The organism is Nocardia sp. NPDC059691, assembly GCF_042733915.1.
GTDB classification, from domain to species: Bacteria; Actinomycetota; Actinomycetes; order Mycobacteriales; family Mycobacteriaceae; genus Nocardia; species Nocardia sichangensis.
Genome location: NZ_JBHWFB010000001.1, coordinates 709,399 through 725,689 on the forward strand (window position 1 = coordinate 709,399; position 16,291 = coordinate 725,689).

The window sequence follows — 16,291 nt, forward strand, 5'->3', positions numbered from 1 at the left end:
TCAGAATCGCGATCGTACATTGCCTCGTAATTGCCGAAACTATGCCACATTTCACCGCGAGTTGGCATCTGCATTCGGAATTCCCAGCGCTGGATATCAGTTGCCCCGCCTCTGCGCGACCAGGATGAATCCGCTGCGCGGCCTTATACTTTCCGGCCGTGAACGAGTTCGGCAGACGACTTCACGGTGCGGCGAACGGGACGAAGGGATCGGGTCATGACGAGTGCGTCCGGCGCGGTGAAGGTGCACATGACCGGATCGGAATGGTTCGGCGCCGCGCCCGGCGGCCTGGGCCGATATTTCACGGACTTGCACGGCGCTTTATCGGATGTACCAGGGATTTCGATGTCGGCCGCCGCATTCGGCCTGCCTGACCGGACGCATGCCGGGGCCCGATCCTGGGGGCCGGTCGGCGGGTCGACCCTGCGCCGCGCCCGCACCGCGTTCTGCGCTCGCGACGCATTGGACCCCGGCACGATCGTGGATCGCCACTTCTGCCTCTACGGCCCGGCCGCCAGGGACCGGCGTGGTCGCCCGCTACCACTCGTCGTGCATTTCCACGGCCCGTGGGCGGCGGAAAGTCGAATGCACGGACAGCATCCCGTCGCAGCCTTCGCCAAATACCTCATCGAACGTATGCGATACGTTTGCGCGGATCATTTCGTTGTGCTCTCGGAACACTTCCGCAACGTGCTGTGTGACGATTACCGCATCGCGCCCGATCGCATCGAAGTGATCGCGCCCGGGGTCGATCTCACCCGGTTCCGCCCCGCCCCCGTCCCCGCGTCTGCGCCGGTCGTGCTCTGTGTGCGTCGGCTGGAGCGCCGGATGGGGATCGATGTGTTGCTGCGCGCCTGGCCCGGGGTGCTCGCCGAACACCCGGAGGCTCGTCTGGTCATCGTCGGAACCGGCAGCGCCGAGGCGGATCTCCGGCGCGGAGCCACCGAGGGTGGGCTCGACGGCAGCGTCGAGTTCACCGGCCGGATTCCCGACCATGAGTTGGCCGCCCGCTATACCTCCGCCGCACTCACGGTGGTGCCGACCGTAGCCCTGGAGGGATTCGGCCTGATCGCCCTCGAGTCGCTCGCCGCGGGCCGGGCACCGGTGGTCACCCGGTGCGGTGGTTTGCCCGACGCCGTACAGGGCCTGGATCCGTCGCTGATCGTGCCGCCCGGCGACCCCACCGCGCTCGCGGCTCGGATCAGCGCGGCGATCGCTGGCCGTCGGCCCACGCCGGCGCAATGCCGCGCCCACGCGGAGACTTTCAGCTGGCATGTCGCCGCCCGGCGGCACGCGGCGCTGTACCGGGAGCTCGTATGAGCGGACCCGCCGTCTTCCTCGGCCACACCGCCGCGCCCTCCGGAGCCGAATTGGCCACCCTGCGGCTGCTGCGCACGCTGCGGGCGCAGGGCACCGAAGTGGCGCTGGTGTGCACCGAGGACGGTCCGGTGATGGCCCGTGCCCGCGACGCGGGGATCGGGACTCGTGTCGTGACAGGCCGATTCGACAGCCGGGCGATGACCACCGCATCCGGTCCGTTGCGGCTGATCACCGGGTTTCTCGCGCTGCTGCGGCTGGGCTGGACGGTCGGTGGAGCGGTCCGCGAGCTGCGCGCTCGGGTATTGGTCGCGGAGAGCAGCAAAGCGCTCGTGCTGGGGGCGGTCGCGGCCCGCCGCGCGCGGGTGCCGCTCGTCTGGCAGGTCCACGACCGAGTGTCCCGGGACTACTTCGGCTTGCTCCCGGCCACCACGATCCGGCTGCTGGCCGCCCTGGTCTGCCGGGGACTGCTCGCCAACAGTCACGGCACCCGTGCCACGCTGCCCGCGCGTGTCCCGGCGGCCGTCGCCTATCCGGGCGTCGCCCTGCCTGCCGCGCCGCCGTCGCCGCGCGGCCGCGCGGCCGCCGACGCGGTCGTTGTCGTCGTGGGACGGTTGAGCCCCTGGAAAGGCCAGGACGTATTCCTGCGAGCCCTGGCGGCGGTGCCGACCCGGCCTGCTGCGGTGTACCTCGTCGGCGGCACGTTCTTCGACGAACAGCCGTTTCGGCAGTACTTGGAACGACTCGCCGACGAACTCGGTCTGGCCGTGACCTTCACCGGTCACGTCGACGACCCCGGCCGGTACCTCGCCGAGGCCGACGTGCTCGTGCACTGCTCGGTGCTGCCCGAGCCGTTCGGGCAGGTGGTCGTGGAGGGTATGGCCGCGGGCTGCGCGGTGATCGCTACGGTGCCCGGCGGCCCGGCCGAGATCATCGACGACGGGCGTACCGGCCGATTGGTTCCTGCCGGTGACGAAGCCGCCCTCACCGCGGCTCTCACCGAACTGCTCGGCGATCCGGCCGCACGCGCCCGGATCGCCGCCGCGGGCGCCGACCGCGCGCGCGACTTCGACATCCGCGCCACGGCACATGTGGTCACCCGCTTCCTCGACGAGGTGGCGCCGCCGTGACCGAACCCGATTACCTGGCCACGCTCACCACCGACGTCTTCCCCCGCGTCGAACTGCCCCCGCGCCCCCGCGGGGTGCACCGGCGCGCCGACGGGGCGCGCGGGCCGGGAGGTGGTGGCGCGCACAGCAAGCCGAGCCGGTTCGAGGTGCTCGGCGATATCGCCCTGGTGAGCTTCGGCAGATACGGTCAGTACATCGTCACGGTCGTGACCGTGCCGTTGATCGCCCGGGTGCTCGGCGCCAACGGTCTCGGCCTGCTCGCCATCGGCATGTCGGCCTACTTCATCGGTTCGCTCGTCGTGGATCTGGGAGTCACGCAGTTCCTGTCCGCCCGCGTGCCGGAAATCAACGCGCGCAAAGACACCCGCTTGCGGGAGATCAACCAGCTGCGCGGCGACTATCTGGCCATCCGGCTCACCACGGCGACGCTGTTCGGTGCCGCGCTCGCCGTAGCCTCGGCCGTGCGCGTGCCGGAAGCAGCGCAGATGGTGCTGCTCGGGCTGTTCGTCGGTGGCTTCTGGTCCCTGTCGGAGGACTGGCTGCTGATCGGTGAGGGACGATTCGGCACCTCCACCGCGTATCAGACCATCGGCCGGCTGTGCTATCTCGGACTGCTGGTCGGCTTGCTTCCCCAGCTGCCGAACTCGCACATCGCCCTGCTGTGCTTACTGCTGTCCTCCGTGCCGACGGTGGCGTTGACATGGTGGGACGCCTGGCGCCGGTACGGGTCGCCTGCTCGTCCTCGCTACTACGGCGTCGTGCTGCGCCGCAGCGTTCCGGTGTTCGTCTCCCGGTTGCTGGTCACCGGCTACGGTCAGGGCGCGGCGACGCTGTATTCGACCGTGCTCGACGCCATCTCGCTGGGGCTGTACTCGGCGGGCGACCGCCTGGTGCGCGCGGTCCAATCCCTGCTCGACGCCATCGGCTTCGCGCTGCTGCCACGGATGGCCCGGCGCGGCGACGACCACGGGTTCTGGCGGCACAGCCTGCAAGCGCTGGCCGTGACCGTCGCCGTCGCCGCACTCGCCTCGGTCGGCATCTGGCTGGCCGCGCCACTGCTCATCCGGCTGGTCTTCGGTACCGAGTTCGCCGCGTCCACCGGCCTGTTGCGGATCGAGGTGCTGATTCTGCCCGCCACGACGGTCACCTCCTTCATCACCACGGCCATCCTGCCGGTGCGCCAGGACACCACCGGCGTCCTGATCGGCGCGCTGCTGGGGACTCTCGTCGCCGCGGGCGCACTGGTGCTGACCGTGCGGACCCGCTCGGTGCACACCCTGGTCTACGGCCTGCTGGTGGCCGAAATCACCGTCGCCACCTGGCATTTGCTGCGGGTGCGCTTCCTGACGCGCCGGGATCGGGCCGAAGCCGACACCGTGCCGCTGCCGATCGTGCCCCGGAAGGAAATCCGACCATGAGAATTCTGTTCGTCGGCGACGACTGGCTCGGCAGCAACGCGCGTTCGCTGGCCGACGGCTTTCGTCAGGCCGGCCACGACGTGCTCGTGGTCGACTCCACACCGGTGACTCTTCCGGCCAGGCTGTCGCCGCCGTGGGTGTACGCGAAGGCGACCGGCCGACGCGACCGGCGCACAGTCGAACGGGTACACGCCGAGATCGAACGAAACGCTGCCGCATTCCGGCCCGAGATGCTGTTCGTGTTCAAGGGAATCCATCTGGACCAGCAGCGACTGCTCGACGTGCCCGCCGCGTTGCATGTGCACTACAGCCCTGACGACGTGTCCAATCCCGAGAACCTGACCGATGCCTACCTGGCCGCCGAACCCGGCTGGGACCTCATCGTCACCACCAAACAGCACAACGTGCCGGAGTTGCTGGCGCGTGGCGCCCGTGCCGCGGGCTTCGTGCTCAGCGCCTACGACCCGGCCTGGCATCATCCGGCGGCGCGCCGAGGCACCGGTGATCATCTGGTCGGTTTCATCGGAGTCTGCCGACCCGACCGACGCGCCGAACTGGTGTCGCTGGCACGCCGCTACGGACCGCGCCTGCTGGTCCGCGGCCCCGGCTGGCGCCGGGTTCCTGAGTTGCGCGCCACCCGCGCCGTCGTCGGCGGCGCGGTGTACGGTCCGGAATACTCCGCGGCGGTCGCCGAGGTGACAGCCAATCTGGTGCTGCTCAACTCCGGCAACCGCGACACCCACACCTGCCGTACCTTCGAGGTGCCCGCGGCCGGTGGATTGTTCGTCGGTGAACGCACCGGCGAACACGCCGAGCTGTTGCGCGACACCGTCGAGTGCTTCCTGTTCGACGGCACCGAAGAACTGGTCACGATTCTCGATTGGGTGGCCGCCCACCCGGAGCGCGCGGCCGAGGTCGCGGCGGCCGGGCACCGGCGGATCACCGCCGAGGGGCATCGTTACGTGGATCGCGCCCGGCAGATCGTCGGCCTCGCCGCGGAGGTCGGGAACTGAACGCCTACACCGATATAGCCGCCGTCGCGGCTGCACTGGTCACGGTTGCGGCGGCCGCGCTGTGGGTTCCCGGCATCGCCCGCGTGTTCTTCATCGCGCAGGCCCTGTTCTGGTCGCTGTCCTACGTGGCGCGGCCGCTGGTGCTGCTCGCGGTGCTGCCCGATCCGCACTACGGCGACAACATCTCCGACCCCCGGCTGGCCGGACTGGGATACGACCGCGGGATCGGTCTGGTGCTCGACCACGTGGTGTTCGGCTTGTGGTGTTACGCGCTACTGGTGATCGGTTACGCGCTCTGGCGGCGGCGGCACCCCCCGAGCACCGTCCCGGCCGCGGTCGAAGACCCCGACGTGATGCCCACGCTGATCGTGCTCTACGGGCTCGGACTGTTGGGCCGGGCGGCATCGGTGGCCACCGGATCGCTGGGCGCGGCCGGTGAGGTCAGCAGCGGCAACCCCCTGCTCAGCTTCGTCGCCACGTTCGCAGGGATCGCGGCGCTCGGAATGATCGTCTTCCTCCGGCCTGCACGGCCGCAGACCACGGCGCTGGCGCTCGGCGCGCTGTTCACGGGCGAGCTGTACTGGTCGTCGGCCGTGCAGTCCAAGACACCGATCCTCGCCGCCGCACTCGCGCTGGCCGTGCGGTTTTCGATGCTCGGCTGGAACCGGCGCACCACGATCGGCGTGGTGCTGATCGGCGTGCTCGGCGTCGCCGGATTCGGCTGGCTGCAGTCGTTCAAGAACTCCGGCACGGCCGCGCTCGACGCGGCCCTCGTCGACTCCCGCTACCCGGAGAACGTCCGGCCGTTCCTGAGTATCCTGCGGCGCTTCGACCTGCTCGAAGCCGCCACCGACGCGTACTTCGTCGGTCCCGGGGGCTGGCTGTCGCCCGGCGAGGTTCTCCACCACGCGAGCCTGAGCCTGATCCCGGCGCAGGTACTCGGTATCGAGAAGCTCCAATCCGGTACGGCCTGGGCGAACGACGTGCGTGGCGCGTCGGTGGATATGAGCACCGTGTCGGTGTCCCTCGCGGAGGGCAACGTGAACGAAGGCTATCTGCTCGGCGGTGAGGTCGGCGTGCTCGTCGCCGTCGTGTTCACCTTCGGGCTGTTGCTCGCGTGGGAGCGCGCACTGTATTCGCGGTTCTTCCCGGTCCTGGTGCTGGGGCTCGCGATCACCGGCGCCTCCACCCTGTTCGAACGCGGGATTCTCGGCAGTTTCGAGAATCTCGGCAAGTTCGCCCAGTCGGCCGTGCTCGCCTGGTTCGTCCATCTGATCGTCACGGAATTCCGCCGCCGCCCGACGCCGCTCCCGTCACCGGCGCACGCTTCAGCAGTTACCAAGACATGAGGTCGCAGTTCATGGGTTTGATCGATATCTGGCATATCGTCCGGCGGCGGTGGATGCTGATCGCCGCCATCGCGCTGACCGTCACGGTGGCCGGCGTCTGGTACGCCTCCTCCCGCGCCGTGACGTACGTGGCCAGCAGCACGATGTACGTCTCGATGGCCACCGGCACCTCGGTCAACGACTCCTACCAGGGCGGTCTGGCGGCCCAGCAGCGCGTGCGGTCCTATCTCGAACTGGCCACCAGCGCCGCGGTCGCTGAGCGGGTCGTCCACGACCAAGGGCTGACGGAATCGCCGGACGAGTTCCGCGGCCGGATCACCGCCTCGTCGCCGCCCGCGAGCACGATCCTGGAGATCGCGGTCTCCGCGCCCACCGCGCAGCGGGCGCGTGATCTCACCGACGCCACGGTCGCTCAGTTCCGGGCTCTGGTCGACAGTCTCGAGTCCATCGAAACAGGCGCTGCTCCCGCCGCCCGCGTCTCGGTCGTCGACCGTGCCCGGCTACCGGCCGCTCCGGCAGGCCCCGGCACGAGCCGGTTCGTCGCCATGGGCTTGTTCGGTGGACTGCTGCTCGGCTTCGCGGCCGCATTTCTGCGCGAACGCACCGACCGGCGTATTCGCACCAGTAGCAACCTCGCCGAGGTCGCGCCGGTCCCGGTGGTCGCCGCCTTCGACCAGGGAGAATCCACCTCCGAGGCGGCCCGGCGACTGCGTAATCACCTGCGGGGCGCCCAGATCATCGAATGCACCAGCCTCACCGACCGATCACAATCAAAGGTGGCGAACACCCTGGCGCTGGCCTTCGCCGATGCCGGTCATCCGGTGATCCTCGTCGACGCCGACACCTCCGGCGACGGAAGCTCCGGCACGGTGCCCGGTCCAGGCCTCACGACGCTGCTGCGCGGCGGTGTACCGCTGGACCGGGCGATCACCGAGGACTGGGGCGGGACCGGGGTCGCGGTGCTGCCGATCGGGCACATCGAGCCGGATACGTCCGACCTGATCGCCTCGGAACACTTCGCCCATCTCATCGCCGATCTGCGCGAGCGCTATTACCGCGTGATCATCGAGACCGCACCGGTCAGTCGTGCCGCCGACGCGGTCGCCGTCGCGCCGTTGTCCGATGCCATCCTCGGCGTCGCCGATCTCGGCAGACTCACCGAACCGCGGCTGCGTACCGCCCTGACCGCGTTCGGCACGTCCGGGCCGACCGGCGTGGTCGGCTACCACGCGCCCGGATCGGCGGCGGACCGACTGGTGGGATGGTTGAGGGTATGAGCGACGACATTCTCCGGCGGCGCCGCTTGCTCGCCGCGACTTTGGGTGCGGCGGCGGTACTTCCGATCACCGCCGCCTGCACCACAGCCGAGCCGGACGACCCGCAGTTCCGGTCGCCGACCACCGATGCGCCCGCGGCACGTAACGTCCGGGACTTCGGAGCCGTCGGAGACGGTATCGCCGACGACACCAAGGCTTTGGCCGCAGCCGTGGCCAAGGACCCGGATGAGCCGCTGGTGCTCTACCTGCCCGCCGGGCACTACCGGGTCGAGTCGATGCCCGATCTGCCGGACTACGCCACGATTCTCGGTGACGGCGCCGACGTCACCACGATCGTCTACGCGGGCGAGGGCACTCTGGTGCGGCTGCGCAAGCGCAGCCGGGTCCGTTTCGCCAGGCTGGGCATCTACACGACAGGTCCCGGCTCGACGGCGGTCGACCTGTCGGAATGCTTTCGCTGCTCCTTCGACGCGGTGGTACTGCGCGGCAACCACCTCGCCGACAACCATCCCCGGTACCTGACCCAGCGCGGAGTCGTGTTGCGCGACAACACCGGCGGCACCGCCTTCATCAACTGCGACATCAACAACTTCGGGATCGGACTGACCACATCCTGTATCCAGAACTACGTCACCTCCTCGAAGTTCACCAGTAATCACACCGGCGTCCTCGGCACCGGCAACGACCACAACGCCGGGCTGGCGCTGACCAACGTCGAATTCGTCTCCGACCAGAACCCGCTCACCACCCACCGGCACCTGCGGGTCGACGGCGCCGCCAACGACTGGTGGCTGACCAACGTGTGGTTCGAAGGAGCCGACGTCGCCGTGTCGGTCGGCGAGAACGGGCGCGGCGGGCCCGCGCAGTTCGGCATGGTCAACGCGAAGGTCGCGGCCCGTTCGGTCGGGCTCGAACTGAACTACTGCCGACAGCCGTATCTGGCGAACGTGATCTTCGACGCGGAGTCGCAGCCGCCGGGCATCCCGGTGCGGGTGGATCCGGTCGGCTGTCCGGAAGGCACCGCGCTCGGATTGATCTCGGGGATCACCGACGACATTCCCGTCGAGACGTTTCCGGGCGGCTGGAACGTCATCGGCCGCAAGGGCATGCGCACTCCGCGGTTCACCGGCACCGTGGTATCCCAAGCGGGGCCGCACGGCGCGGACGTGTTCCAGGCACAGAGCAGCGACGGCGCCGTCCGCGCCGCGGTGACCGCCGACGGAACCTGGGTCTGCGAGCACGCCGACAACGGTCCAGTGCTCAAGGCGCCCGACGGCGGCTACTGGCGGCTCACGGTCTCCGACGACGGAAAGCTGGGCACGGTCGCGCTCGGCAGGAAGCGTCCCGGCGGATGACCCGACGCCAGTACCGCCGTATCGAAGCGCAGCCGACCATCACCGGTCCACTCGGAACGCCGGTGCGGTTGCGGCCGCCGCGCTTCGACGATTTCGCTGCGTGGCGGCGGATCCGGCTCCGTGACCGCGCGATCATGGAGCCCTACTGGGTCAGCTCGGAGCAGGACTGGCCCGACCGCCACACCGCACGCCACTGGGTGCGGGAATGCCTGGACAACTGGGCCGAGGCACGCGCCGTGCGGCGGGTGAGCATGGTCATCGAGGTGGCCGGGCGGTTCGCCGGACAGATCGAACTGGCCTCGATCGATGCGGCGGCGGGCAGCGCCGAACTCGGCATCTGGATCAGCTCCGCCGTCGCGCGCGGCGGTATCGGCGCTCTTGCCTTGACCATGATGACGGACTTCGGTTTCGACAGTCTCGGCCTCATGCGAATCACCGCACCGATCGCACCCGGCAACATCGCCGCGGCCAAGGCCGCGGCCACGGCGGGCCTGCGGTACGAAGCCCGGATGACCACCTATTTCGATGCCGGTGGCGCACGCCGCGACCACGAGCTGTGGGCGGTGACCCGCCCCGATCGGCCCGACCTCGGCTTCACCGCCGTCTACCTGGCCCGGCAGCGCCTCCACCCGATGACGACGCAACTGCCCGCCGCCCCCGCCGTCCCGCACGGGCCGCCCCGCGTGAGCATCGCAGCCGCGCGTCTGCGGTACCAGCTTTCCCGATTGCGCCGGGTGTTCAGGTGGTTGCGGGGCAGCGCCGCCGTCGCCCTCTCCGACTCCGATGACCGCGGCGGGGTGCTGGTGCGGTCACGCCGTGTCTCCGATTTCCGGCAGCGCCGCGCGGCCCGTATCCGCAACCGGGCGACGCTGGCACGTGATCCGCACATGTCACCCGCCGCGTGGCTGCGCCGACATTCCCTGCGCCACTGGCTGGCCGAACTCGCCGAAGCCAGGGCAGGCCTGCGTTCCGGGCCTGGGCTGACGCTGACGATTCTCGACGACGGCCGATTCGTCGGGGAAGCCCGGCTGCACGGGCTGGACATGTTCGATCGCAATGTCCGGCTCAGCGTCTGGACCGACGCGTCGGTTCGTCCGGAAACCCGCGCGAGCGTGCTCCGCCTGCTGGTGCGCCATGCGACCGAACGGCTCGAGATTCTCCGCGTCGCCATCGCGATCCCCGTATCCGACGTCGCCGCGGCGGCTGCGGTCGCCGCGGCCGGGTTCGCCGAGGAGGGGCGGATGCGCGGGCACCTCGATGTCTTCGGGCCCCGCGGCGATCACGACCTCTGGGCGTACAGTCATCCGGCCCGCACGGCTGCCCCGGATGACGCGCCGGCCCGTGGGGAGCCGGTCCCGTGAGTTCGGCGACCGGGCGCGCCGCGGCGCACGACCACAACACCTCCGGCCGTCCCACGACCTCCTCGACGCCGGAGCGTATCCCCGCCCGGCACTTCACCGGCACCGCTCTGCTGTACCGGCTTCCGCCGGTATCCTGCCCGCACCGCATACGGAGCACCAGATGACTCTGCCCCCCGACCTCCCACCGCACCACGGGTTCGCCCGCAGCAATGCGCTGCAGCGTCGGCTGCACGAGCTGGTGCCGGGCGGCGCGCACACCTACGCCCGCGGAGCCGATCAATACCCCGAGCAGATGGCGCCGATATTGGTGCGCGGCAACGGATGCCGAGTCTGGGATGCCGACGGCAACCAGTACGTCGAATACGGGATGGGACTGCGTTCGGTCACCCTCGGCCATGCTTGTGCACCGGTTCTCGACGCCGTGACGACCACGATCGCCGACGGAGTGAACTTCAGCAGGCCGACCGAACTGGAACTGCTCGCGGCCGAGGACTTCCTGGACCTGGTCCCCGGTGCGGACATGGTCAAGTTCGCCAAGAACGGCTCCGATGCCACCACCGCCGCCGTCCGGCTGGCCAGGGCCGTGTCCGGTCGCCAGCGGATCGCCGTCTGCGAGCAGCCGTTCTTCTCGGTCGACGACTGGTTCATCGCGACGACACCGATGTCGGCGGGCATCCCCGCTCAGGTCGGCGCCGAAACCGTCCGGTTTCCCTACAACGACGTCGACGCCCTCGCCGCGGTCCTGGCGGGCGACACCGTGGCCGCGGTCGTCATGGAGGCGGCCACCGCGACCGCGGAACCCGAGCCCGGCTATCTCCAAGCCGTGCGCGCCCTGTGCGATCGGCACGGCACCCTGCTGGTGTTCGACGAGATGATCACCGGATTTCGCTGGGCCGCAGGCGGCGCGCAGTCCGTCTACGGCGTAACTCCCGACCTGTCCTGCTGGGGCAAGGCCATGGGTAACGGATTCCCCATATCGGCGCTCGCTGGACGGCGCGAGTACCTGGAACGGGGCGGTCTGCGCACCGACGCCGACCGCGTGTTCCTGCTGTCCACCACGCACGGGCCGGAAACCAGTGGGCTGGCGGCCTTCCGCGCGGTCGCCGCGGCCTACCGGACCGGCGATCCGATCGCCCGAATGGAAGCGGCCGGCGCCGCACTGGCGACCGGGTTCACCGCGCTGGTAACCGAACTCGGCATCGGCGACCACCTCCGGGTCCGCGGTCGCTCCTCCTGCCTGATCTTCGAAACCCTCGATTCCCACGGGAACCCATGCCAGGCGTTCCGCACGTTGTTCCTGCAAGAACTGCTGCAACGCGGAGTACTCGGGCAATCCTTCGTCACCTCGGCGGCACACGACCACGACGCGATCGCCGCCACCCTGTCGGCTTGCGCGGCCGCGGCCCAGGTGTACCGGACCGCTCTCGAACGCGGCACCGTCGATGGACTGCTGCGCGGACGATCGGTCGCTCCCGCGATTCGCCGCACCGCCGCGCCGCGGCAGATCGAAACGAGCACATCTCGATGACCACACCCCGCATCGCCATCGTCCACGAACGGTTCACCGAATTCGGCGGATCCGAAGCCGTCGTGGGCGAATTCGCCCGCACCTGGCCCGGTGCCGACATCTACGCCCCGATCGTCACGCCGGACGGAATCCGCCTGCCCGTCCGGCATGTCCACGACACCTGGCTCTCCCGCGCCCACACGGTGACCCGCGGTCGGCACGCTCCGCTGCTGCCGTTCGTCCCCCGTTCCCTGCGTCGTATGCCATTGCGGGGCTATGACGCCGTGGTCGTCAGCCACCACTCGTTCGCCACTCAGGCCGCGTTGGCCACCGACGCGCCCGTGATCGCCTATGTGCACAGCCCCGCGCGATGGGCCTGGGATCGAGAGTTCCGCATCCGCGAAGCCGGCGGACGGACCGGCCAGTTCGCCCTCGGCGCCCTGGGCGCACTGGCCCGCCGCACCGAACTGCGAGCCGCGCCGCGCCTGACCCAGGTGATCGCCAACTCGACCGCCGTCGCCGACCGGATCCGCGACTGGTGGGGCCTGACCGCCACCGTGATCAATCCCCCCGTCGATGTCGACCGTTTCACCCCCGATCCCACACGTGCCCGGGAGGACTTCTTTCTCTGCGCCGGTCGCCTCGTTCCCTACAAACGCGCCGACCTCGCCATACGAGCCGCGCAACTCGCCGGCGTGCGGCTGGTCGTGCTGGGCGCCGGTCGTTTCCGGCCTCAGCTCGAAGCCCTCGCCGGACCCGAGACAACTTTTCTGGGCGCCACCTCTACCGACATCCTGCGGGACATGTACCAACGCTGCCGCGCCCTGCTCATGCCCGGCGTGGAAGACTTCGGCATCGTCCCGGTCGAAGCCATGGCCTGCGGTACTCCGGTGATCGCCATCGGCGCGGGCGGCGCGCTCGACACGGTACGACCGGGCACGACCGGCGAACACATCGCTCCGGGCGCCGATCCCGACGTCGTCACCCGTCTGGCCGCGGCGATGGCCGACTTCGACGCCGCCCGCTACGACCCGCGCATCGTCCGCGCCCACGCGGAAACGTTCGCACCAACCGCGTTTCGGGCACGGATGGCCGCGTGCGTCGCTCAGTAAGCGGCCGCCCAGCGAAGTGCCGAACGCTGTTTGCTCGGCGAGCGTGATCTGCCTGGCCGCATGGTCGAGCGCGTCTGCTCACTCGTCGAGCCGGTCGTAGCACCGGCTGCCGTGACGTATCACCGGTTCCCCGGGATGGGAACGGATGCGCTGGGCGGCAGGTGTTCCGGGCCGATGATGGTCGGTATGGGCGGCATCGTCGACTTCGTTCGGGCCAGGCGCATCAGTGTGCCTCCAGCCGTAGAGCGTCGGTGACCCGTGCGGGTGCTGTTGACGGCGAGTGGGTCGCGCGGCGACAGCGAGCCGATGTTGGGGCTCGCGCTGTGGTTGCGGGAATTCGGGGCGCGGGTGCGGGTGTGCGCGCCACCGGATATCGCCCAGCGTTGCGCTGACTCGGGGGTGCCGATAGTGCCGCTCGGGCCGCTGAAGGCCGGTTCGCGAGCCGGGAGGCCGTCGCGGGCCGAGCTGTCGCGGTATGTGACGGACTGGCCCAGAATCCAATTCGACACGATCGCCACAGCGGCCGCAGAATGCGACGTTGTGGTCGCCGCCGGCGTGACCCAGGTCGCGGCCCGGTCCGTCGCCGAGAAGCTCGGCATCCACTACCAGTATGTGAGCTATCAGCCGACCAGTCTGCCCTCGCCACATCACCCGCCGATGCCGCTGCCGGGCGATCGACCCGCACCGGAGGCGATCGACAACCGGTTGCTGTGGGAAATCGACACCCACGGTTGGAACGCGCAGTTCGGCCACGCGCTCGATACCGGCCGGGCGGCGCTCGGGCTAGGGCCGGTAACCGACGTACGCGACCACGTCATCACCGAGAGTCCGTGGCTGGCCGCGGACCCGGTGCTGGGTCCATGGCCCCAATCGCCGCGACTGAACGTGGTACAGACGGGTGCCTGGATCGTCCCCGACGAACGCGCCTTGCCCACCGACTTGTCGGCGTTCCTGGACGCGGGCACACCCCCGGTGTATGTCGGGTTCGGCAGTATGCCGATGCGCAGCGGAATCGCCCGTGCGGCAATCGAGGCGATCCGCGCCCACGACCGCCGAGTCCTCCTTTCCAGTGGCTGGGCCGAGCTGGCCCTGATCGACGATCTGCCCGACTGCATGGCCATCGACGAGGTCAACCACCAGGCGCTGTTCGCTCGGGTCGCCGCCGTCATCCACCACGGCGGCGCGGGCACGACGACCGCCGCCGCCCGGGCGGGCGTCCCACAAGTCGTGGTACCCCAGATGATGGACCAGCCGTACTGGGCACGCCGGGTGGTCGACCTCGGCATCGGCGCGGCGTGTACGGAAGCCGACCCCAGCGCAGCGTCATTGTCTGCCGCTCTCGACATCGCATTGGCGTCTACCACCCGAGCGCGCGCGAACGAAGTGGGCGGCATGATCCGCTCGGACGGGGCGGCGGTGGCTGCGAAACTGCTGATCGACGCGATCAGTTGAGATTCGGCTCCTAGCCAGCGCGATCCCGCGAGTGCTCATTCAGGTCAGCATTCCCCGTACTTCGGCAATCCGCCGATCCAGCCGTGCCGAGTGCGCGGTGGCGGCAGCCTTCTCCGCCTGCCGGATGGTTGCGCGCGCCGCGTCCAGTTCACGCTTCCTCAGGAAAGACTCCGCGAGCCAGGTGCGGTAGAGGGCCACTTCGCGGGTTCGGTCGGCCGAGAGTTGCCCGATCGCGCGGGACAACAGTGGGCTCGCTTTGGCTGGTTCGCCCAGCTCGACGAAGCACCTGCCTGCCATCACGTCTATCTCGGTACGGTCCATCCAATACACCCACTCCGGCTCAAGAATGTCCGATGACCTGCGCTCATACGACTCGTCGACCGCATCGAGCGCTCGTTCGGCTCCTTCGCGATCACGCGACCGTGCGCATGCCCACGCCAAGCGATCCGTGAGCAACGACCGGACTACTGGAGGTGCGTCTGCTGCTCCCTTTACGGCGGTACGCGCGAGCAACGTTGCCTCGCTGGGATTTCCGACATTGGCGATTTGATAGCTCAGGCTCGACAGAAGTTGCGCCGTCAACACGCGGTCTCCGGCGTCGTCGGCGGCCGACGCGCCGCTCAGATACAGACGTTGTGCGTCGCCGTACCTACCTGCGTCGCTGGCTACCCACCCAGCGAGTTGTGCGAGTTCACCCGCGACTGTCAAGAGCCGCTTGCCCACTCGTTCGGAATAGCTGCATTCCGCGATGACTTTTCGCGCGCTTTCGAACTCCCGCAATACCAGCGGGAACAAGTCCTCGCCACCCACCTTGTCATCCAGATGTCGCAGCTCGACCACACGCCGTTCCATGTCGGTCGCCAGTGCATTCCCGATGCGCCGACCAGTGGAGGAATGCGTCTCGGGTGCAGAATCGCCCACCAGCCATTCGTGTGCGACTCGGATCGGGTCCGGTGACGGTGCCATGAGAGCGCTTATCGGAATATTCAGTGCTCGCGAGTAGCCGATGATGTGCTCTTGCTTCACATCGCGTTGCCCGTTCTCCAACATTCCGAGCAGCGACTTACTGTAGTTGGTCTTCGCCGCGAGTGCGGCAAGGCTGACGCCTCGGCTCAGCCGGGCCGTTCTGAGCAGAAATCCTGGATTCTCCATCGAGCCGACGCACCCCCGCTTCTGTGGACGCTTGTGGACTGCAAACCGATTCCGCGCCTGACCTATTCACCCGAGACTACTACGCAGCGCCTGGTGGAGGCCGGTCCGAATCGTGTGGGAGTTGGGGGTTACAGATGGAAACGCGCGGAGATACACCGTTGTCGCGATGCCTGTTCTATCGGCAGGAGTGCGGTCTGCCCGCTGTGGTCGACCCGCCGGAACTCGGGCGGATCGTGATGCGGGCCGGGTCGGTGTGGGCGATGACGATGCCTATTCGCCTCGGGCAGGCGGTGAAGGCGCACATGCACAACAGAAGCGTCCCGTTGGGACCGATTGTGGGACATCCGCGTTCGGGGCGCTGGACCTTTCTCATCCAGCCCGATCTGCCCGATGACGTGCGGTTGTTCGCCGAACTGTTCCGGCTGGACGTGGCGGTCGCGCGGACGGGAGCGACGATCGCCCTGCCTTCGCCAACCGCTGCGGTAGGCGCGATCAGGCACTGGATAGTGCCGCCGCGCACCGCCTTCCGCCCGTCAGGCAGGTTCGTAGTCGAAGCCGTCCGGGCGTGGGCAGACCAGATGCCGCGTACTCGGCACAGGTCGGGGACAACTCATGTCGGATGACGAATTGCGCACGAGGCGGTTCCTCCGCGTCGATGATTTGCGGTTCCGGCGCGCGCATGACAACCCACACTGGCCGGTATCCAGCCCCGCGAATGCCAGAAAGGCGCTGGAACTGCACTACGAATGCGACTACTCATCGTGCGCGACGCTCGTCGCGGCGGTGATAGCCAGCCGCGAGGACTACCGATACTTCCGCCGCACCGAAACGAATGCCGCAGGAGTCGA

The 16,291-nt window shown here is 69.0% G+C and carries 14 protein-coding genes; 13 read left to right on the forward strand and 1 reads right to left on the reverse strand.

The window, feature by feature from the left end; translation table 11 throughout:
• The first annotated feature begins 243 nt into the window (after nucleotides 1-243).
• The 12 genes from ACFV2O_RS03185 to ACFV2O_RS03240 all read left to right on the forward strand — a co-directional run bounded on the left by ACFV2O_RS03185 (nucleotide 244) and on the right by ACFV2O_RS03240 (nucleotide 14,291).
• Entirely contained in the window at nucleotides 244-1,320 is a 1,077-nt protein-coding gene (locus ACFV2O_RS03185) for a glycosyltransferase family 4 protein (RefSeq protein ID WP_379250127.1), read from the forward strand.
• Entirely contained in the window at nucleotides 1,317-2,447 is a 1,131-nt protein-coding gene (locus ACFV2O_RS03190; protein WP_379249808.1) for a glycosyltransferase family 4 protein, read from the forward strand. The genes ACFV2O_RS03185 and ACFV2O_RS03190 overlap by 4 nt, the downstream gene beginning before the upstream one ends.
• Before the next feature lie 146 nt (nucleotides 2,448-2,593).
• Entirely contained in the window at nucleotides 2,594-3,865 is a 1,272-nt protein-coding gene (locus ACFV2O_RS03195; RefSeq protein ID WP_356963501.1) for a lipopolysaccharide biosynthesis protein, read from the forward strand.
• Complete coding sequence (locus ACFV2O_RS03200; protein ID WP_379249810.1) at nucleotides 3,862-4,878, forward strand: glycosyltransferase; 1,017 nt, start codon at nucleotides 3,862-3,864, stop codon at nucleotides 4,876-4,878. Before ACFV2O_RS03195 ends, ACFV2O_RS03200 begins: the two co-directional genes overlap by 4 nt.
• Nucleotides 4,879-4,961: 83 nt before the next feature.
• Nucleotides 4,962-6,227, forward strand: coding sequence for a hypothetical protein (locus ACFV2O_RS03205; protein WP_379249812.1), 1,266 nt, complete (start codon nucleotides 4,962-4,964; stop codon nucleotides 6,225-6,227).
• Nucleotides 6,228-6,238: 11 nt separating this feature from the next.
• A complete protein-coding gene (locus ACFV2O_RS03210) occupies nucleotides 6,239-7,504 on the forward strand; it encodes a Wzz/FepE/Etk N-terminal domain-containing protein (protein ID WP_379249814.1) in 1,266 nt (421 codons plus the stop codon).
• On the forward strand, nucleotides 7,501-8,859 hold the full coding sequence (locus ACFV2O_RS03215) for a glycosyl hydrolase family 28-related protein (protein ID WP_355073235.1): 1,359 nt from the start codon (nucleotides 7,501-7,503) through the stop codon (nucleotides 8,857-8,859). Before ACFV2O_RS03210 ends, ACFV2O_RS03215 begins: the two co-directional genes overlap by 4 nt.
• Complete coding sequence (locus ACFV2O_RS03220) at nucleotides 8,856-10,220, forward strand: GNAT family N-acetyltransferase (protein WP_379249816.1); 1,365 nt, start codon at nucleotides 8,856-8,858, stop codon at nucleotides 10,218-10,220. Before ACFV2O_RS03215 ends, ACFV2O_RS03220 begins: the two co-directional genes overlap by 4 nt.
• Entirely contained in the window at nucleotides 10,217-10,384 is a 168-nt protein-coding gene (locus ACFV2O_RS03225) for a hypothetical protein (RefSeq protein ID WP_379249818.1), read from the forward strand. Before ACFV2O_RS03220 ends, ACFV2O_RS03225 begins: the two co-directional genes overlap by 4 nt.
• Nucleotides 10,381-11,748 (forward strand): glutamate-1-semialdehyde 2,1-aminomutase, encoded by a 1,368-nt coding sequence (locus ACFV2O_RS03230; protein ID WP_379249820.1) that lies wholly within the window; start codon nucleotides 10,381-10,383, stop codon nucleotides 11,746-11,748. Before ACFV2O_RS03225 ends, ACFV2O_RS03230 begins: the two co-directional genes overlap by 4 nt.
• Nucleotides 11,745-12,839, forward strand: a complete 1,095-nt coding sequence (locus ACFV2O_RS03235) for a glycosyltransferase (protein ID WP_379249822.1) — start codon at nucleotides 11,745-11,747, stop codon at nucleotides 12,837-12,839. Before ACFV2O_RS03230 ends, ACFV2O_RS03235 begins: the two co-directional genes overlap by 4 nt.
• Nucleotides 12,840-13,097: 258 nt before the next feature.
• Complete coding sequence (locus tag ACFV2O_RS03240) at nucleotides 13,098-14,291, forward strand: glycosyltransferase (protein ID WP_379249824.1); 1,194 nt, start codon at nucleotides 13,098-13,100, stop codon at nucleotides 14,289-14,291.
• Nucleotides 14,292-14,330: 39 nt separating this feature from the next.
• On the opposite strand, the gene ACFV2O_RS03245 is transcribed toward ACFV2O_RS03240, so the two are convergent.
• Nucleotides 14,331-15,443: a helix-turn-helix domain-containing protein gene (locus tag ACFV2O_RS03245; RefSeq protein ID WP_379249826.1), complete on the reverse strand. Its 1,113-nt coding sequence runs from the start codon at nucleotides 15,441-15,443 to the stop codon at nucleotides 14,331-14,333.
• A gap of 134 nt (nucleotides 15,444-15,577) precedes the next feature.
• Between ACFV2O_RS03245 and ACFV2O_RS03250 the strand changes: the two genes are divergently transcribed.
• Complete coding sequence (locus ACFV2O_RS03250) at nucleotides 15,578-16,066, forward strand: DNA-directed RNA polymerase subunit beta (RefSeq protein ID WP_379249828.1); 489 nt, start codon at nucleotides 15,578-15,580, stop codon at nucleotides 16,064-16,066.
• Nucleotides 16,067-16,291: the final 225 nt, after the last annotated feature.